Source organism: Chryseobacterium sp. CH21, from assembly GCF_004119445.1.
Lineage (GTDB): Bacteria > Bacteroidota > Bacteroidia > Flavobacteriales > Weeksellaceae > Chryseobacterium.
In genome coordinates this window covers 45494-65457 of the sequence record NZ_QICI01000071.1, presented here as the reverse complement: position 1 = coordinate 65457, position 19964 = coordinate 45494, and the positions used below count along the sequence as shown (strand labels likewise).

At 35.9% G+C, this 19964-nt stretch carries 14 protein-coding genes and 2 tRNA genes; 8 read left to right on the top strand and 8 right to left on the bottom strand.

Annotation, left to right across the window (positions count from 1 at the left end; all coding sequences use genetic code 11):
* Positions 1-10 precede the first annotated feature (10 nt).
* The 3 genes from rpmA to BOQ62_RS22545 all read left to right on the top strand — a co-directional run bounded on the left by rpmA (position 11) and on the right by BOQ62_RS22545 (position 986).
* Positions 11-268 (top strand): 50S ribosomal protein L27, encoded by a 258-nt coding sequence (gene rpmA / locus BOQ62_RS15575; RefSeq protein ID WP_027372929.1) that lies wholly within the window; start codon positions 11-13, stop codon positions 266-268.
* A gap of 176 nt (positions 269-444) precedes the next feature.
* A complete protein-coding gene (locus BOQ62_RS22550) occupies positions 445-612 on the top strand; it encodes a bacteriocin-like protein (RefSeq protein WP_164976766.1) in 168 nt (55 codons plus the stop codon).
* A gap of 200 nt (positions 613-812) precedes the next feature.
* A complete protein-coding gene (locus BOQ62_RS22545; protein ID WP_164976765.1) occupies positions 813-986 on the top strand; it encodes a bacteriocin-like protein in 174 nt (57 codons plus the stop codon).
* An 86-nt stretch (positions 987-1072) separates the two neighbouring features.
* Here BOQ62_RS22545 and BOQ62_RS15570 read toward each other — a convergent pair whose 3' ends face one another.
* The 6 genes from BOQ62_RS15570 to BOQ62_RS15545 all read right to left on the bottom strand — a co-directional run bounded on the left by BOQ62_RS15570 (position 1073) and on the right by BOQ62_RS15545 (position 10316).
* The gene (locus tag BOQ62_RS15570) at positions 1073-3604 is read right to left on the bottom strand and encodes a DUF5686 family protein (protein WP_228414198.1); all 2532 of its coding nucleotides are present in this window, start codon (positions 3602-3604) and stop codon (positions 1073-1075) included.
* A gap of 264 nt (positions 3605-3868) precedes the next feature.
* Positions 3869-3942, bottom strand: a tRNA-Asn gene (locus tag BOQ62_RS15565).
* A gap of 497 nt (positions 3943-4439) precedes the next feature.
* A complete protein-coding gene (locus tag BOQ62_RS15560; protein WP_129040912.1) occupies positions 4440-7622 on the bottom strand; it encodes a S41 family peptidase in 3183 nt (1060 codons plus the stop codon).
* A 502-nt stretch (positions 7623-8124) separates the two neighbouring features.
* A tRNA-Asn gene (locus BOQ62_RS15555) sits at positions 8125-8198 on the bottom strand.
* 80 nt (positions 8199-8278) lie between these two features.
* Complete coding sequence (gene rseP / locus BOQ62_RS15550; RefSeq protein WP_129040910.1) at positions 8279-9769, bottom strand: RIP metalloprotease RseP; 1491 nt, start codon at positions 9767-9769, stop codon at positions 8279-8281.
* 106 nt (positions 9770-9875) lie between these two features.
* Entirely contained in the window at positions 9876-10316 is a 441-nt protein-coding gene (locus BOQ62_RS15545) for a DUF6646 family protein (protein WP_129040908.1), read from the bottom strand.
* 221 nt (positions 10317-10537) lie between these two features.
* Here BOQ62_RS15545 and BOQ62_RS15540 point away from each other — a divergent pair, with 221 nt between their 5' ends.
* Positions 10538-11290: a nitrilase family protein gene (locus BOQ62_RS15540; protein WP_129040906.1), complete on the top strand. Its 753-nt coding sequence runs from the start codon at positions 10538-10540 to the stop codon at positions 11288-11290.
* A 133-nt stretch (positions 11291-11423) separates the two neighbouring features.
* Here BOQ62_RS15540 and BOQ62_RS15535 read toward each other — a convergent pair whose 3' ends face one another.
* Positions 11424-11723, bottom strand: coding sequence for a thioredoxin family protein (locus BOQ62_RS15535; RefSeq protein ID WP_034692844.1), 300 nt, complete (start codon positions 11721-11723; stop codon positions 11424-11426).
* 19 nt (positions 11724-11742) lie between these two features.
* On the bottom strand, positions 11743-13152 hold the full coding sequence (locus BOQ62_RS15530; RefSeq protein ID WP_129040905.1) for an MBL fold metallo-hydrolase: 1410 nt from the start codon (positions 13150-13152) through the stop codon (positions 11743-11745).
* A 346-nt stretch (positions 13153-13498) separates the two neighbouring features.
* Between BOQ62_RS15530 and BOQ62_RS15525 the strand changes: the two genes are divergently transcribed.
* The 4 genes from BOQ62_RS15525 (at position 13499) to BOQ62_RS15510 (ending at position 19850) form a co-directional block, all read left to right on the top strand.
* Complete coding sequence (locus tag BOQ62_RS15525) at positions 13499-15025, top strand: helicase HerA-like domain-containing protein (RefSeq protein WP_129040903.1); 1527 nt, start codon at positions 13499-13501, stop codon at positions 15023-15025.
* 151 nt (positions 15026-15176) lie between these two features.
* Positions 15177-16400 (top strand): PolC-type DNA polymerase III, encoded by a 1224-nt coding sequence (locus BOQ62_RS15520; protein WP_129040901.1) that lies wholly within the window; start codon positions 15177-15179, stop codon positions 16398-16400.
* Positions 16401-16660: 260 nt separating this feature from the next.
* A complete protein-coding gene (gene lysA / locus BOQ62_RS15515; RefSeq protein ID WP_185146804.1) occupies positions 16661-17863 on the top strand; it encodes a diaminopimelate decarboxylase in 1203 nt (400 codons plus the stop codon).
* 253 nt (positions 17864-18116) lie between these two features.
* Positions 18117-19850, top strand: a complete 1734-nt coding sequence (locus tag BOQ62_RS15510) for a thiamine pyrophosphate-dependent enzyme (RefSeq protein WP_129040897.1) — start codon at positions 18117-18119, stop codon at positions 19848-19850.
* The last annotated feature ends 114 nt before the right edge of the window (positions 19851-19964 follow it).

The window sequence follows — 19964 nt, the reverse complement described above, 5'->3', positions numbered from 1 at the left end:
CAGTAATAAAATGGCACACAAGAAAGGAGTCGGTAGTTCCAAGAACGGTAGAGAGTCTCACTCTAAAAGATTAGGTGTGAAGATTTTCGGAGGACAAGCAGCTATTGCCGGAAATATTATTGTTAGACAAAGAGGTACTCAGCACCACCCAGGTGATAACGTGGGAATCGGTAAAGATCACACTTTGTTTGCATTAGTAGATGGTAAAGTAGTTTTCAGAAAGAAAGCAAACAACAGATCTTTCGTATCTGTAGAACCAAACGCATAATTAAAAGCGTTTTATAAAAATTAAAACCTCAGTTTTTACTGAGGTTTTTTTATTTTCTGATTTTTAAAATATTCATTTGTTGGTGAAATACTTTATATTTGTTAACTGTCCAATTATGAATCAGTTGCAAAAGCCGAAAAGCATAAAGAGTAGGCAAATATTAAAACAGAATAACTATGAAAAATGTAAGAAAATTGACCAGAAAGAATTTAAAAGAAATAGCTGGCGGAGTGGCAGCAGTTTGTCCTTCTATGTTTCAGTCCTGTGATGAATGGTGCAATTGGTCTCCATGGCAGAAATCACACTGCATGCTTTCACAACCCTGCACGGAATGCTTTGAATAAATAATAGAAACCTAAACTTCTTTGAGATTTCGGATAAAGCTGAACATTTAAATAGATTCAGCTTTTATTTTAAGTTAAAAAAACTAAAGAATATCTTACAGTAGTGAAATATTTATATATTTGTCTGTAATCAAATAAAAAAAACATTGCGGAAGCCGAAAAGCACAGAGAGTAGGCAACAAATAAAACTAAATATAATCATGAAAAATTTGAAAAAATTAACAAAGAAGAACCTTAAAGAAATCAATGGAGGAGCTGCTACAGTGTGGTGCCCATCAAAACCAATTACTTCATGCGGTACATGGTGCGGCTTGACAAAAGAGCAAAAAATGCGCTGCCTTCTTGATGTAGAAGAGCCTTGTGAATGCTTTTAATCATCATCTCTGATTTTTATAAAACTAAAGATAAAGGTTCGGCGGCTTCTTTGAAGCCGCCGAACCTGTTTTATATTAAACTCTGTTTAGAATCCTACCTGAAATCCTGCTTTAACACCGAATTTAGAGATATCCGGTTTGTCAAGATAATTTCCTCTCCAGTTGAAATCTACCCTGAAGATTCTAAGGTTTCCGATACCTATATTTTCAATTCCGAATCCGTATTCATAATAAATATGTTCACTTGGTGCAGAGTATCTAAAACCTTCTACGTTAATCGCCTTAGAAGCATCACTTAACGTCCCGTAGGCTCCTCTGATGAATGCAACCTCTCTAAGTTTCAGTTTTTTAATCAATGGAATATAAGAAAGGATCTTCCCGTTAAAATGATGTTCCAGCTGAAGCGTAGTATAAGCATCTGCTACAAACTCATAGTAGTTAAGCTGAGAGAATGTATTCGGTACCAGACCATATGAAAGGTTGGCAGGAATAATATTCTGTAGTGCCAAAGGAACTGTATTGAAGTTCTTTCCAGCTTCGAAGTTAACCACTAATTTTCCCATATTTCCAATTAAAAACGGCTTATAAAGCATGAATTGAAGTTTGTCATAATTGAAATCGGCATTAAATAATCCTTCAATACCTCGTGTATATCTTAAAACGATAGTTGGAGCTAAGTTTCTGGCTTGGTAGCGGTCAATACCAGTTTGTGAGAATTTTGCGCCAGGTTTGGCAATTAAACTGATGGTAACGTGCGAGTCATTAACTGTTTGTCTCAACTGTCCGTCCTTATAATACATCAGGTTGAATTTCTCCGGAATGGCAGATTTAATGCTCTGCATCACTCCGTCTACTCTTATCTGGAAGTTCTTCCATGGTTCAATAGCAGCAAAAACACTTGTTTTGTTTACAGAACTTAAAGAAATGTTTTCTCCTCTTGCAAAAAAGGTACTGGTAGATGAGGATTGCGGCGTAACACCATCACCTGATGTAAGCTGTCCCCCAAGCTGAACAATATCTCTGCTGGTTCCTGCTCCAATCATAAAGCGGTTAAGCTTATTGAACATATATCTTGCTTCCACTCCATATTTAAACTGTTGGTCTTTGAACCCATACGCTGTGTAAAACTGCGCTCTCCAGGTATCATTCAATCCGAAATAAGTTCTGGCTCCTAATCTTATTCTGTCACCTTCTACTTCATTTCTTCCGTAAATAGAGAAGATAGGCCCAATATCTATTCCTTTAAAGGCATTATAATAGCGTGAACCTAATGTTTCAAACAGTTTTACCATCCTGTTGAATTTTGGAGTCTGCTGAAGCTGATCAAGCATGTTATAAACGCCCTGCTCTGATTTGGATAGTGTATCAGGTCTGGCTTTTACCCAATATGCATCGTCTTTATTGGTGAACTTGTCTTCATATTCTTCTTCGGTGCGTTTGAATACTTTCGGATCAAGAGGTTTATTAAATTGATAATCGGAATAATCTACTGATCTTTTGGCAATAATACTTTTAGATCCTTTCTTTTTTGAAAAAGGGCTCATTTCAAATTCAGTGATCAATTTTTTAGGAAGAAATGTTTCATCATCAGGATTGTCATATTCTAACTGAGTATATACACTGTTGACAAAGTTGACATTGATTTTCTGTGTAGATTTTAATGTTGCTCCTAGCACAGCATAAGTATCTGTGTCTATATAAAGGTTTCCCTGAAATGCAAGGATGTCTTTTCTCTTTGGCTGATATCTGATCTGAAAAGCCTTTTCACCACGAATGGTAATGGTATCCATCAAGCTATAGTCGTAAGTGCTGAAACCATCAGTTCCGACAGGGCTTTGAAAACCAATGTCGAAATAATTCAGGGTATTGTCGTAGATATTAATATCACGGTACAGGTTTTTTGCTGAAACTGTAATCACCTGATTGTCTTGAAAGCCAGATGTTTTTTGAGCAACCAATGTTCTTTTGCTGTCTTTATCCGGTCTGTTTTTACCATAATTTTCATAAACGGCTTCATTCAGAAAAATAGGAAGTCCCAATCTTCCGCTTGCGGTAGAATCAGCGTAGCTGAAAATGAAATCCAGTTTGTTGAAAATCTTTTTCTTCATAAACGTACTGTCTATGTTGTTAAGATCAAACTGGGTCTTTTCGTATTCTTTGTAAGAATAAGTATCGAATTTCTCAAGACCATTGTTTCTTTTATGTGACCAGACTTTCTGCATGATAGCATAAGCTGGGTTTTCTTTTTTGCTCTTGTATTTTGTTTTACCGCTTTGAAGGACAATTTCCTGAATGTCACTTACTTTTGCCTGTGATAGCTGTACGAAAATATGATCAGCATTTTCAGAAGTAATGTCAAGCGTTTCTGTAGTATACCCTTTTCTGGAGAATTTTAACTTTTGAATGATGCTGTCTGACTGAATAGTGAAATTACCTGAAGTGGTCGTCAGGGAAGATGTTTTGTCGTTGTTGATAAAAATATCAACTTTACTGAGTTCTTTATTGTTTTTTTCGTCAACAATCTTGCCGCTGGCCCGGTTTTGAGCACATACGGAACCGGAGAGGATCAGGAAAAAAAATAAAAGATAGTGTTTTTGGGAGTTATTGTTTAACATCATTCGTTTCTTCAGGCAATTAGCATAAACAAAAAGCATGCAGTTTATTTAAAAAATAGGTAAAAAAATAAAATATTTTTATTCTATAGTATAAAACGGCAAATGTAGCGAAAATTATATACGCATTCATTAAAATTAAATGAGAAATTTTAACGCTTAATGAATAAGAATCAGAGGATTAATTGCAAATGAAAAGAGTAAGCATTCTTACATTACTTCTTTACAATTTATAAATAAAAAAAGACTTACAGAAATGTAAGTCTTTTGCTCCTCCTGCTGGGCTCGAACCAGCGACCCTCTGATTAACAGTCAGATGCTCTAACCAACTGAGCTAAGGAGGAATTTCCTTTGTTTTAAGTGGTGCAAATATAATAGGAATATTAATATCAGTCAAGTTTTTCTCCCTTATTCAAAGAGATTTTTAAGTAAATGTATTGAAATTCAATAAGAAATATTTTGATTATTTTTTGTTGAATTCTAAATACCTTCAAATAAATATTACAAATAGGATAATGACCTTTGTAAAAAAACTTTCTCAGGGGTTGGTTTTTATTTTTATACAACTTTGTTGAGATAAAAAGTTAGAAGTTTTTCAACATAAATAATCATATAATTTTTGATTTAATAGTTTATAAGGAGTCAAATTGTTGTTATCGAAAAAATTTGATTTATAATTAAGTTTTAGCTTATCCAACTTCTGAATAACATTCTTTTCATGCTGATTTTTTATAGCTGATATAAAAATATTTAATCAGACGATTATATCATTTCAAAGAACAAAGAGGTTATAAAAAAGACCTACATTTCTGTAAGTCTTTTTATTATGATTCTGAAATGTTTATTTCTTTAAATCTTTAAGGATTTCCTGAACAGCTCTATCCAACTGGGGATCATTGTTCTGAAGACGGTCCATAAAGGTATTTTTAACATAGATGTCTGGTTTTACTCCTGTTTTTTCTAGATTTTGTCCGTCCAGAGTATATGTTCCCCAGGAAGGTAATCTGTAAGAAGATCCGTCTACCAAACCTTTAGCTGATGTGAAAATAATCCAGCGGTACGTATCCTGACCAATAATTTTACCCAGTTTCAAGGCCTTGAATCCAGCTGCGGTCATTTCGGCGTCACTTAGTGAAGCTTCATTAATTAAAAGAACAATAGGTTTTCCGGAAGGAGCAAAATTGGGTTGGGTAGTTATTTTTCCTTCACGGTATTTCCATTGTAAATAAGGCTTTTGAGATAGGAAATTCAATACTTTGTCATGTACGTTTCCACCAGTGTTATAGCGTAAATCAAGAATTACAGCGTCTTTTCTGTTTTCTTGTTCTACCATATCCAAAAGGAAGCGGTCTAGCTCATCGGTAGACATATTTTTCATGCAGGAATAAGCGATACGATTGTTGCTAAGCTTATCTACACGCTGGTGATTGTTGTAGATCCAATCATCATAAAGCAATCCTTTTAATTCTCCGTTCGAAATCGGATGTATTTTCGTTGTTACATTTTTGCCATCACGATTGAAAGTCAGAACAAGCTCTTCCTGTTTTTTCGGACTTGTAAAATAAGTTTCGATATTTTCATTGGTGTCAATCTTCTTTCCGTTTACAGAAGTCAGCTGATCACCAGGTTTGATGTCAACTCCTGAGCGGTAAGCCGGAGATTTTCTAAGAATGCTTTCTACGGTGTAAGGCTGATCTTGTTTGAAGATAATTCCAGTTTCGTTTGTAAAATAGTTCAGATACATTGTTTCCTCTTTTCCGGTAGACGAAAATCCGGTATGTGAAGAATTAAGCTCACCCAGAAGATCATTCAATAAAATTCGGAGATCATTTCTGTTGTGTACATACGGAAGATATTTCGCGTACTGTTCTCTTTTCGCTTTCCAGTCAATACCATGGAATTTTTCGTCGTAGAAGTTTTCCTCCACACCTGTCCATGCTTCGGCATACATCTGAGTAAATTCGGATGCCAGATCTTTATCAAAACTATACTGGATGCTTATTTTCTCAGGTTTTAAAGCTGCTAAGGTTGTTTTATAGATGTTACCTTCTATCAGTGCGAATAGGTTTTTCTCATTTTTTGTTAGATAATAAGCTGCTTTATCGAATACTTTTTCAGATTTAGCAGGCTCGAAATCTGTGAAAACCTTTTTAAACAGCTGTCTTTTTCCATTATCCTGATTAGAGTTGAAAAGAAGAACCTCTTTCTTATCATCATTGAAGACTGCCGGATCATCCTGGTATCCATATCGGTCGGTAACCAGTTCAATTCTGTCCAAAGTATCTTCAGAATTAACCTTCAATTCTTTAATTACAGGTTCTTTTTCTTCCTTTTTCTCTTTATCCTTGTCATCCTCTTTTTTGCCCTTCTTGTCTTTGCTTTTTGCTTTATCGGAAGATTTTTCATCCTTCTTTTCTTCAGTGAAAAGTTTGTCAAATTTTTCAGATTTAAAAGGTTCGTCAAACCAATCCAGAGCCATACGGTAAATGTTAGACTTCTGCATCCCTAAAGGATAAGACGGATTGGTTCGGTCGCTCGCAAAATAAATATATTTGCCATTAGGCGACCACACGGGATCCTCTTCTGAAACTCCGGTATTGGTAAGGTTCAGTGTCTGTGCTTTTTTGATATTATAGATGAAAATATCAAGCTCGAAGTTTCTTTTTGCAGAGAACAGTACATATTCATCATTAGGCGAAAAAGATGGTCTTGAGTTTTGGAATGCCCAGATTTCGTCTTTTACAATGGTGGTAGATTTAAGGCTTTTTAAATCCAATAATCTTACTTCATCTCTTCCGCTTAAGTAAACGGCTTTTGAAAGGTCACTATTCAAAGTGATGTTCCGGTTGTTTCGTAAATCTTCCGTTAATTGTTTGGGCTGGCCTTTTCCGTCTGCCTGAATTGTAAACCAGTTTTGGTAACCATTATAAGTTTGATTATAAAGTAAAGTACGGTTGTCTTTCAGCCATTTTACCTCCATTGCACGTTCTTTTCCATCAGAAACCTGTTGTGCAAATTTTCCTTCAATATCTGAGACGAATATGATGCCACGGCTTATGAACGCCATTTTTTTACCATCAGGAGAGACGTCATAATAGGAAATATTGTTTTCTACATTGAAATTTTGTTCTTTTTCCAATGTTTTATTGGTATTCAGGCCGATATGGAGAGGAGTTGTATTTTTTGAAGCAACGTCATAGGTGTAAAGCTGATAATCTTTTTCGAAGATAACTTTTGATCCGTCCGCTGAAACAAACGGCTTTTTAATCGAAGTGTCAAATTGCGTTAAAGCGGTCTTTTGGCCATTTTCGAGTTTATAAAGATTGTATTCTCCATTATTTTCATCAGAAATAAAATAAATAATACCGTTTTTATCTACGCTTGGATTGAAGTCTTTTCCTTCATAGTTGGTATACTGCTTGAAAGAGTTACTTTTTGGGTTATATCCAAGAATATCGGGATTGTTTTCTCCCTTATAACGTTTACGCTGTACCTGATGAGCACTTTCCGAAGAGCTTGTGAAAAGATATTCTCCTGCGGGCGTTTCTACAAGGCCATTGGTGTTATTGAAATAATTATTGAAAAGCTTTTGAGGTGTTTTTCCTTCAATTGTAGTTTTAAAACTGCCGAAATTATTATTTCTGCTGGAAGTAAAATAGATGGTTTTGCTGTCCCATGCCCAGCTTTCCATTTCGTCTCTTCCCGTGTGGAAGGTTAACTGTTTGATCGTTCCTCCTCCTGCAGGCATTACATAAACATCATAATTTCCATATTGGTTAGAACTGAATGCCAGCCATTTTCCATCAGGTGAAAGACGGGGATTGATTTCTTCTCCATCCAGGGCAGTAATTCTTGAAGCATTTCCTCCATTGGAATCTGCTTTCCAGATATCACCATCATAAGCGAAATAAGCTGTTTTTCCATCAGGGCTTAAGGAAGGACTTGATAAAAAATAAGACCTTTCCTGCGCAGAAATTCCTATAATAGAAAATGCTGTTAATAATGAAATAATAGTTTTCTTCATGGTACAATTGGGTATTTATACAATACTATATTTGGGTTTTATTATTCTTTGTCGTGGTAGAGGAAAATTTTACTCTATAAAAGAATAGTCGGAGTATTAAGGAAATCGTTACAGGTAAAATGCCTTAAAGACTGATGATATTCATTGAAACGGATGAATATTTAATGATTGAAGAAAAATAACAAATATCTGTCTTTTTTTGTGTCAGACTCATTAGTTATAAAAAAACGCAAAGGTTATATTTAGTCATCCTATTGTTAATGAAGCTAAGAAAGTGACAATGTCGCTGATGAAGCTGAATGGTTATGTGTACGCTTCAAAAGAATCAACTTTATTGATGTATATCTTTGCTTCCTTAAAAATTGAGAATAAGACATTAAATCTTTGTGTTAAATTTAAATTACTGAGGTAAAACACTCTAAGCCTTCCTTTTTTAGTTATAGCTGTATAATTGTTCAGAGTAAAGTACAAAAAAAGACTTACAGAAATGTAAGTCTTTTTGCTCCTCCTGCTGGGCTCGAACCAGCGACCCTCTGATTAACAGTCAGATGCTCTAACCAACTGAGCTAAGGAGGAATGTCCTTTGTTTTAAGTGGTGCAAATATAGGACGAATATTTATACCCTACAAATATTTTTAAGAAAAATTTTAAAAAAATTATAATTTCCCTGTAAATACCTTGAAGATGTCGCTTCCGAAGATCAGTAACATCAATCCTAGCAGGAAGATAACTCCAATCATCTGCGCATTTTCTAAAACCTTTTGCGGAACTGGTTTTCCTACAATAATTTCATATAAAGTAAATAAAACGTGCCCACCATCAAGTCCTGGAATCGGAATTAGGTTAAGGAATGCCAACCATACTGAGAACATTGCTGTAAAACTCCAGAAAGCAACCCAGTTGATTTTAAAGCTTCCGTCTGCATCTTTATCTACAGGCATGTTCTTTACAATAGCAATAGGTCCTCCAACGTTCTTATAACCCTGAACTTTAGAGTTGAACATAATTTTGAACTGCTTAACCTGAGTGGTTAACGCTTCAATAGTTCTTGTAAATCCTCTTGGAATAGCCTCACCGAAAGAATATTTTTTATTCGTTACAATATCTTTAGCGATGCTTTTTGTATCAATTGCGATCCCAAGTTTTCCGTTTTTATCAACAGAAACTGCTGGTAATGTCTGTACAGCTCCGTTTCTTTCAACGTCTACAGAAATTGTTTTACCTTTATTTTCACTTAAAAGAGCACTTACTTCATCAAAGAAAGCCGCCTTCTTACCGTTGATTCCTACAATTTTATCTCCTTTTGCAAGACCAGATGCCTGAGAAGCAGGAGTTGCCAATGAGTCAATAACCATAGAAACTCTTGGAGTGATGTATAGTTTTGCTTCTCTTTGTTTAAGAACATCTGCTACACCATCTGCATTTACCGGGAAAGTAACTTCCTGTCCGTTTCTGTCTACCGTTACATGATCTCCTAAAAGAATATTGATTGAAGTATTTTCAAGTCTTTCTGCAGGTTTTCCGTCTACGCTGATAATTTTGTCACCATTCTGGAATCCCATTTTCTTTCCGGCTGAAGTTGCTTCAATACCATTGTTGAATTTAGTGATATCCGTATACGTCTCCCCGTTGAAGAAAGACAGACAGCTGTAGATTAACCATGCAAGGAAAAAGTTAACTGTAACCCCTCCCAACATAATGATCAGTCTCTGCCAAGCCGGTTTTGATCTGAATTCCCATGGCTCTGCCGGTTTTCTCATTTGGGCAGTATCCATGCTTTCATCTACCATTCCGGCAATTTTCACATACCCTCCGAAAGGAAGCCATCCGATACCATATTTCGTTTGTTCAGGATGTTTTCTCCAGTCGTTGTCCGGAAGTTTTGATATATCGATAGGAACTTCTTCCTTCTTTCCATTCACTTCTATTACTTCAGAATCCGGTAAATTTTTTGATAAAAACTTATACTGCCATTTTCCGTTGATTTTCTTCATGGAGAATATAGAAAAGTAAGGATCAAAAAACAGGAAAAACTTCTCTGCTCTGGTCTTGAACCATATTGCCGGTAAAAAATGCCCAAGCTCATGAAGAAGCACAAGTATAGAGATGCTCAGAATGAACTGAAAAAGTTTGATTGCTATTTCCATTAATAAATTTTAGATTTTAATTTGCAAAGGTAACAATTATCAAAACTATGCCAAATAAAAAAGCTCCTCGAAACGAGAAGCTTTGTCATATTTAAGGACGATTTGATTATAAATTGAAAGAAACACCAAGACTGCCATTATTACCTACCTCTGCAAAAACTCCTATTTTCTCCGTGAAGAAGTATCTTGCTCCTATGTGAGCACCTACTCCGAAGTCTCTTCCTAATACTCCAAGGTCTACACCAGGATAAATGTCCCATTTTGAAGGTAGATTTAAAGCCTCTTGCAAGTGAAAATTCAGTCTCCCGAAAACAAAAACACGATTATCCTTATCGTTGTTTTTATAATTGTCAAAGTAACCGTTAATTCCGGCTCCTACTGAAATAAGTTGATTGAGTCCATAATCATAAGTTCCCGTTACTCCGGTTCCATATCCCCAGGCACTCAGCCCCAGTTGTATTTTCTGATCTCCCTTTCCTGTCCAGGCCTGAGCATTCGCCATAGCACCAAAAAAGCAGATCATCACCATAAAAAACAATTTCTTCATAAATTTCTAATTTTTAAGGATATTAATAAAAAATATCTCTATCAAAAATGAAACCGAAAGAATGACAGTACTCTAAAAATGGAAGACTTTAATAAATTATTAAGAAATAAAGCTTGATTATTATAGATAAAACTCATTTTTCAATCAGTTAATTCCCTTTTTTTAATCATAAAAACTGTATTTTTATACTTCATATTTGGAATAATTTAAAAGAATAAAAGATGAAAGTTGTAGGACTTAATTTAGATATCATCTGGAAAAATAAAACTGAGAATTTTAAACTCATAGAAAACGAACTGCAAAATGCGGAGGCAGACATATTTCTTCTCCCGGAAATGTTTTCTACAGGTTTCTGTATGGATGCTTCTGAAGTCTCGGACAGAAATAATGAATCTCTGGAATTTTTAAAAAAGATTTCAAAAGAGAAAAATGCAGCATTCTGTGGAAGTGCTCCCGTAGAGCAGAATGGAAATTTTTATAACAGAATGTATTTTGTACAGCCGGACGGTACAATCTCTTTTTATGACAAAAGACACTTGTTTTCCTTTTCCGGAGAAGATAAAGTGTATACACCTGGAAAAGACAGAGTAATTGTTGAGTATAAGGGAATACGTTTCCTCCTTCAGGTGTGCTATGATCTGCGTTTTCCTGTTTTTGCAAGGAATAATGATGATTATGATGCCATTTTATATGTTGCCAACTGGCCTGAGAAAAGAGTAGGGGCATGGGAACATTTACTGAAAGCCAGAGCTATTGAAAATTTATCTTTTGTATTTGGTTTAAACAGAATCGGGACAGATGGAAATAATCTGTTTTATCAGGAAAGCTCCCACTGCTTCTTTGGGGATGGAAAAGAAATTTCCCAGAAACATGGAAATCTTGTATCTGCAGAATTATATATGGAGGAATTGAAAGATTTTAGAAAACACTTCCAGTTTTTAAATGACAGAGATTCTTTTTCTATTGAATTTTAGGATTTTCCCACAGATTTCGCAGATCTTCACAGATTTTTAATTTCTATATAAAAAAAATAAGCATAATCATCTGTGAAAATCTTTGCAATCTGCGGGAATTATAAAAAACAAAAAACTGTGAAAAATCACAGCTTTAAGCATATTCTTGTAAAAGTTGTGTGAGGGTATTCACATCATGAACACCACTTTCCTTCCAGAGCATTTCTCCTTTTTTGAAAATGGCCAGTGTAGGAACTCCACGCACTCCGTATTGAGCTGCCAGTGCGGGATATTGGTCTACATCAACCTTGATGATTCTGGCTCCTTCGCCTATATTTTCTTTTACTGTATTTAATACCGAAGACTGTACTTTACAGGGTTGGCACCATGTAGCGAAAAAATCAATCAATACAGGTCTTTCGGAATCAATAATTTCCTGAAATTTTTGTGACATAGTTTAGTTTTTTATGATCTTAAGATGTTTTGGATTGACAAACAAAATCAGTAGTCGGGAATTTTTCCGTTTTTTTGATACCATTAAATCCTCCTTCTATTTCAGTGAAATTTCTGATTCCGTGAGAGTTAAGGATGCTTGCTGCAATCATACTTCTGTAACCACCTGCGCAGTGTAGAAAGAAATGTTCAGAGTCATCAATAGTACGAGCCCAATCACTGATGGTGTCCAGCGGCTTATTGTAAGCATTGTCAATGTGCTCTGCAGAATACTCAGTTAGTTTTCTTACATCAATTACCTTTGCTTCTTCTGTAAACTGCTCTGCAAATTCAGCCGGAGTGATTCTTTTAACCTCGTCAGTTTCCATACCTGCATTGTTCCATGCTTCAAAACTTCCTTTCAGATATCCTATCACATTGTCAAAACCTACTCGGCTTAGTCTGGTGATCACTTCCTCTTCAGTACCTTCGTCTGTTACCAGTAATAAAGGATGTTTTACATCTACAATAAGTGTTCCTACCCATGGGGCGAAATCACCTTTCAGTCCTATATTGATAGCGTTCGGAACAAATCCTTTATGGAAATCCGCAGCTCCTCTTGTATCTAAAATTAATGCTCCTGTTTCCTCTGCCAAAGCCTCGAAATCTTCCGGTGCAACGGGTTGTAAACCTTTGTTCATTACGACATCAAGACTTTCATATCCACCTTTGTTTAAAGCGACATTCATTCCGAAATATTTTGGAGGAGCGGTTAAACCATCCAGAACCTCTCTGATGAAAGATGCTTTATTTGGTTGATTAAGAGCGTAATTTGTCTTCTTTTGGTTTCCTAAAATGTCTACTGTTTCCTTCTGCATATTTTTTCCACAAGCAGATCCGGCTCCATGAGCTGGATAAACCGTAATGCTGTCATCCAATGGCATGATTTTGTTCTGAAGGCTGTCATACAGAATCCCTGCAAGATCTTCCTGAGTAAGATTAGTCGCTTTCTGTGCAAGATCTGGTCTTCCCACATCACCTAAAAACAATGTATCACCTGTAAAAATTGCAGTTTCAACACCATTTTCGTCTATTAAAAGATAAGTGCTGCTTTCCATAGTATGTCCCGGAGTGTGCATTACCTTTATTTTTACTTTTCCGATCTCAAAAATCTGATCATCTTCAGCTATAATGGCTTCAAATTCCGGAGCGGCAGTAGGGCCGTATACAATCGGAGCACCTGTTTTCTTGCTTAAATCCAAATGTCCTGATACGAAATCAGCATGGAAATGAGTTTCAAAAATATATTTTAAAGTGACATTGTCTTTTTCCAGACGATCCAGATAAGGTTTTACCTCCCTTAAAGGATCTATAATCACTGCTTCATTCTCTGATACAATATAATAGGCACCCTGAGCCAGACAGCCCGTATATATTTGTTCAATTTTCATTGGGGTCTTTTTTTAATGAGTTAAAGATACGAAGTATTAGATAAATTCTAAATGAAATGTTAAATTCCATTGATAGTTTCTTTCAATACTTTGTTAAACATACGTTTAGTATGTACAGCTTTTCAAGCAAAAAGAATGCCTTATATAGAGACAACAGATGAATGCTGTTTTATATCATGTTTGTGCATAGAACAGGTTTGTTGTTCAGACTTAATAGACGTGGTTTAAAATTTGCTTAAGCAGGTAAGAATTTTATTTTCTAGAGGAATAGAGAAATGTTCATTGGAAAATATTTAAAAACATCTTCTAAAAAATTTTATATTTATAAGTTTAAAAAAGCGATCAAATGGCAGACAAAACACAATTTATTGAAGAACTTAACGCAAGATACACTCCCAAAGGAGAGCATATTATATTAGGAAAAGGAATGTTGGATGGCGAAGTGGTGACAGAAGTAAATGTAACCATTCCCCTGAAAACAATTAACCGTCATGGTCTTATTGCCGGAGCTACAGGAACTGGTAAGACAAAAACATTACAGGTATTTGCAGAACAGCTTTCCCATGCAGGAATTCCTTCTTTGGTTCTGGATATTAAGGGGGATTTCTCCGGAATTGCAGAAGCAGGCCAGATGAATCCTGTTATTGAAGAAAGGTATGCTAAAACACAGCTTCCTTATACTCCGCAAGCCTTTCCGGTAGAATTGATGAGTATTTCCGGAGGTGATGGCGTGAAATTGCGAGCTACTGTTACAGAATTCGGACCAGTTTTACTCAGCAAAATTCTTGAACTGAATGATACGCAGCAAAGCATCATGTCTATCGTCTTCAAATACTGTGATGATAAAGGACTTCCATTGATTGATCTTAATGATTTGAAGAAAGTTTTGCAGTATGTAACCGATAATGCACAGGGAAAAGCGGAGCTTGCTGCTAATTACGGATCCATTGCATCATCGTCTCTCGGAACGATTTTAAGATCTATTGTAGCCTTGGAACAACAGGGTGCAGCAGGGTTTTTCGGTGAGCTAAGCTTTGATGTTCAGGATTTACTGGAAACAAGAGACGGAAAAGGAGTCGTAAATATATTAAGAGTAGCAGATATTCAGAATAAGCCACAACTTTTCTCAACATTTATGCTTTCACTTTTTGCGGAAATTTATATGACGTTTCCGGAAGAAGGAGATAGCGGTAAGCCAAAGCTGGTGTTATTTATAGATGAAGCCCACCTGATTTTTGATGAAGCGTCCAAAGCCCTTCTTTCGCAGATTGAAACCATGGTAAAACTGATCCGTTCCAAAGGAGTTGGGATCTATTTTATTACTCAGATTCCTGGTGATGTGCCTGAAAATGTTCTTTCTCAATTGGGATTGAAAATACAGCATGCATTAAGAGGCTTTACGGCAAAAGATAAAAAAGAAATTACCAAAGCTGTCGAAAACTATCCTACCACAGAATATTACAATGCGTCAAGTCTGATCCAGAATTTAGGAATTGGAGAAGCATTTGTTACTGCTCTTGACGAAAAAGGTATTCCTACTCCATTGGTACATACCTATCTGATCTCTCCGGAATCAAGAATGGATGTATTGAGTCCGGCTGAAATCTCTGATCTGACCTCAAAATCTGCACTTGTTGCAAAATATGAGCAGGCAGTTGACAGAGAGTCTGCTTATGAAATGCTAACGAATAGAATGGAACAGGCGGCACAAAACCCAACTCCTGCTCAAAAGGCAAGACCTGTAAAAGAAGAGCCTGGAATGTTTGAACAGGTGTTACAGAGTAAAGCTGGCCGTACTTTTACCTCTACATTAATGAGGGAAGGAGCAAAAGCTATTCTCGGAATGTTTGGCCTGGGAGGAAGAAGAAGATAATTTTGAAGGATAATCTGCTAGAGTCTGACATATTTTTTGTTATTTTAGCAGGTTATCTTTACATAACAGTAAAAAATAAAACCGGATTTTATTGGGGAATAAGACATCGGTTTTACATATAAATGACAAAACAGCAGTTAACACAGATTCAATGTATTCAATTATAGATATAGAAAGTAATGGTGCAGGTTATAGAAATGAATGCATTATAGATATCGCCATCTACAGATATGACGGTCAGAAAATTACGGACCAGTTTATCTCTCTGGTAAATCCTGAAGGTGATATTACTCCTTTTGTACAGAAACTGACCAGTATTACCCCAAAAATGGTCAAAACTGCTCCGAAATTTCACGAAATTGCCAAAAGAGTTATAGAAATAACTCAAAATACAACGTTGGTGGGTCATAATATTGACTTTGATTACAGAATGCTTCGCCAATCATTCAAAAGGCTTGGTTATGATTTTAAAATCAATACTTTAGATACAATTCCGTTGGCAAAGAAACTCATTCCTGATGAGGTAAGCTATTCTTTGGGGAAACTGGTAAAATCACTGGGAATTCCTTTGACCAATCATCATAGAGCTGAAGGTGATGCAAGAGCTACATTGGAACTTTTCAAACTTTTGATTTCAAAAGATGTAGAAAATGAAATCATTCAGAAACAGCATGATGAGTCTAATGCAAAAAGCTATATCAATAAGATCAAAGAACTTACACAGGATCTTCCGAATGATAAGGGGTTTGTTTATTTTCAGGATGAAGCAGGGCGTATTATGTTCTCGGATTATGTTCAGGATATCAACAAGTTTTCCAAAAAAGTTTTCAATTCCAAATCAAAAAAATGGGAACAGATTCAGAAAGATGTTGAGCAGATTAATTTTGAGCTTACCGGAACAGATATTATTGCTAAACTGATTCTTAATTCCAAGAATATTAAGAAGAAAGAAGTTTTACCTTTCGGCTTGTATTTCAGGAATCATAAATATGTGGTTGAGAAAAATACGCTTAATAAAACCGAAAAACCAGTTTTAAAATTCAGATCATTTACACAAGGGACAAAAGCTGTTCAGTTTATTGGTTCCCAGGAAGAATTTAAAGATTTTTCAATCCTGAAAGAGAAAATTGAATTCAGGAAAAGAAATGAACTGTGGCTGGGACAGGGAAGAAAACTGGGTGAAAAGTTATTTTTAATCATAGAAAACGGGAAAGTGGTTTCTTTTGGTTTTTATGAGTTGTTTACACAGATACAGACCATCAGTAAGCTGGCTAAATTAAAAATTGACCTTCCGTTATCTTCCACAGATCTGAATAATGAACTACAGCTGGCACTGCTTCGAAGTGATTTTGAAACACTGCCGTTACCGAAATGATATAGGAATTAGCACTTTACAAATTGATTTAAAAGAAGACGCTTTTCAAATCAATTTTCAGAAAATGAAAAATAAATAGTATTTTTGTAAAAAATAAATAGAAGCAATGCAAAATTTTAAACAAATTAAAACTGGAAAAAAGGGAGCTGTAAGGTTCTCTAAGGTTTGGAATATTTAAAAGAGTTGTCTTGCATAAAAAATAATCAATGCGGCAGACTCTTTTTATAAGAATCTGCCTTTTTTTATGTTAAAATGAAATTATGAATTCAAAAGAATTATTAAAGATTGCCAATGAGTTTGGCACCCCGGTGTATGTTTATGATGCAGAATCCATCAAAGTTCAATACGAAAAACTTACATCTTCTTTTTTAAAACATACAAAGTTCTTCTATGCAGCGAAGGCGTTGACCAACATCAATATCCTTAAGTATGTCAAGAACCTGGGCGCTTCTCTGGATTGTGTATCTATTAATGAAGTGAAACTGGGACTAAAGGCAGGATTTCCAAAAGAAAAGATATTGTTTACTCCCAACTGTGTTGATCTTGCTGAGATAGAAGAAGCAATGACTTTCGGAGTTCATATAAACATTGATAACATTTCTATTCTTGAGCAATTCGGGAATAAATACGGAAATTCTTATCCGATTTTAGTAAGAATCAACCCGCATATCTTTGCTGGTGGTAACTATAAAATTTCAACAGGGCATATCGACAGTAAATTCGGTATTTCTATTCACCAGGTTCGTCACATTGAAAGAGTGATGAAAAGCACAAACCTGAACGTTGAAGGACTTCACATGCATACTGGAAGTGAGATCAAAGATCCGGATGTATTCCTGCAGGCTTTAGATATCATGCTGGAGCTTTCTGAGCATTTCCCGAATCTGAAATATCTGGATATGGGAAGTGGTTTCAAAATTCCATATCAGGATAGCGAAGAAGAAACTGATGTGAGAACATTGGGTAAAAAAGTAGAAAAAGTGATTTCTGAGTTTTCAAAAACTACAGGAAAAAAATTCGAATTATGGTTTGAACCAGGGAAATTCCTAGTAGGAAAAAGCGGATATTTATTGGTGAAAGCTAATGTAATTAAGCAAACAACAGCTACCGTTTTTGTAGGAGTGAATTCAGGATTTAATCATTTGATCCGTCCTATGTTCTACGATTCTTATCATATGATTGAGAACTTATCTAATCCAAAAGGTGCTGAAAGAATTTATACAGTAGTAGGAAACATTTGTGAAACCGATACCTTCGCCTGGGACAGAAAACTGAATGAAGTAAGAGAAGGCGATATTCTTGCTTTCCACAATGCAGGAGCTTATGGTTTTGAAATGAGTTCAAACTTTAACTCAAGATTAAAACCAGCTGAAGTATTATTCTTAGATGGAAAAGCGCATTTGATCCGTAAAAGAGACGAATTTGAAGATTTGTTGAGAAATCAGATTGAAGTAGTTATGTAAACTTAAAACATATTATATAGACAGCCACCTTTTTGGGTGGCTGTCTTGTTTTGCTGGTGACCTAAACCTTACATGTTTTCAAAACCTGTGAGGTTTAAATACGAAAAAGAATTCAAAATTAAATTACAAGTTTTTAACATTGAATTAGAGATGGAGTCTCAACTTTATTAGCTAAATTTGATAGGGATAGGAAGGTTTTCCTTCTTCTCAAGTACCATTTTTCACCAAAATCAACCACCAAAACATAGTAATTATGGCAAAAAACATAGCTGAGCAGATTGTTGAAATGCTCGAAAATGCCAATGTGAAAAGAATTTATGCAGTAACAGGCGACAGTCTCAATCATCTGAATATAGCGGTTAAAAAAAGCAGCATTCAGTGGATTCATGTAAGGCACGAAGAAGTAGGAGCGTATGCGGCTGCGGCCGAGGCAGAGCTTGATGGTTTGGCAGTATGTGCCGGAAGTTGCGGTCCTGGGCATGTTCATTTAATCAACGGTGTTTACGAAGCGCACCGCTCCCATGTTCCAATGCTGGTCATTGCTTCCACAATTCCCAGTGATGAAATGGGGATGGATTACTTCCAGGAAACCAATACAATAAAACTCTTTGATGACTGTAGTTACTACAATGAGATGATTACAAGACCGGAGCAGGTGCAGAGAACTGTTCAGACGGCTATTCAGCATGCTATTTCCAAAAAAGGAGTGGCTGTGATAGGCCTTCCGGGAGATGTTTCTGAGCTGGACGCTGAAGAGGGTTCCACTTCCACCCAAATCTTTAAAACTAATCCTGTTATAAGACCATCAGATCATGAACTGAAAAGTTTGTCTGAACTTATCAATAAAAGCAAAAAAGTAACCTTGTATTGCGGAATAGGTGCTGCCGAAGCTCGTAATGAAGTGATCGCTTTGTCTAATCTATTAAAAGCTCCTGTGGGATATTCATTCCGTGGAAAAATGGCTATTCAGCCCAATAATCCCAATGAAGTAGGACTTACTGGACTATTAGGATTTCCTTCCGCTTATCACGCTATGCACGAAGCAGATCTTGTGATTCTTTTGGGAACGGATTTTCCTTATCAAAAATTCATGCCTGTAAAAAATAAAATTGTTCAGATTGATGAAAGTCCTGAAAGATTGGGAAGAAGAGCAAAACTTGAATTAGGTCTTACAGGAGATATCAAAGAAACCATTAAAGCATTACTGCCCTTACTGGAAGAAAAAACGGATGTTCATTTCCTGAACGAACAGCTTGCATTTTATGATAAAGTAAAAGAAAACCAGCTGGAGTATGTGAAAGATTCTGGAAAAGAAAATGCTATTCAACCGGAATTTGTTGCCCATACTTTAGATAAACTGGCTAAACATGACGCTATTTTTACCGTAGATACCGGAATGTGCTGCGTTTGGGGGGCAAGGTTTATCACAGGAACCGGAGAAAGAAAAATGCTGGGATCATTTAATCACGGATCAATGGCGAATGCAATGCCAATGGCAATTGGAGCTGCTTTGGCTCATCCTGAAAAGCAGGTGATTGCCCTATGTGGAGATGGAGGGTTATCCATGTTGTTGGGAGATATGGCGACTATTTTCCAGTATAAATTACCCATAAAACTGATTGTATTCAACAACAGAACGCTGGGAATGGTAAAACTGGAGATGGAAGTAGGAGGAATGCCCGATAACGAAACCGATATGATTAATCCGGATTTTGCAATGGTAGCACACGCAATGGGGTATCCCGGAAAGAATGTACATCAGCCGGAAGAAGTAGAAGCTGCCATCAAAGAATGTTTAGATCACAACGGCCCTTATCTTCTGAATATCTTTACCAATCCTAATGCACTAGCTCTTCCTCCCAAAATTGAATTTGACCAGATTATGGGAATGACCAAGTCTATGGCACAGCTGATGCTTGGAGGTAAAATGGATGAGGTTTTTGAAACTGTGAAGAGCAATTATAAACATATTAAAGGATTGCTGTAAGAAAAAAAGTAAATGAATTTCAGGTATATCAGAAATTCAGAATCTATATTTTAAAACTTCATGCTTTGTGTGAAGTTTTTCTTTTTTATAAATGAGTTAAATATTTACCTTTGT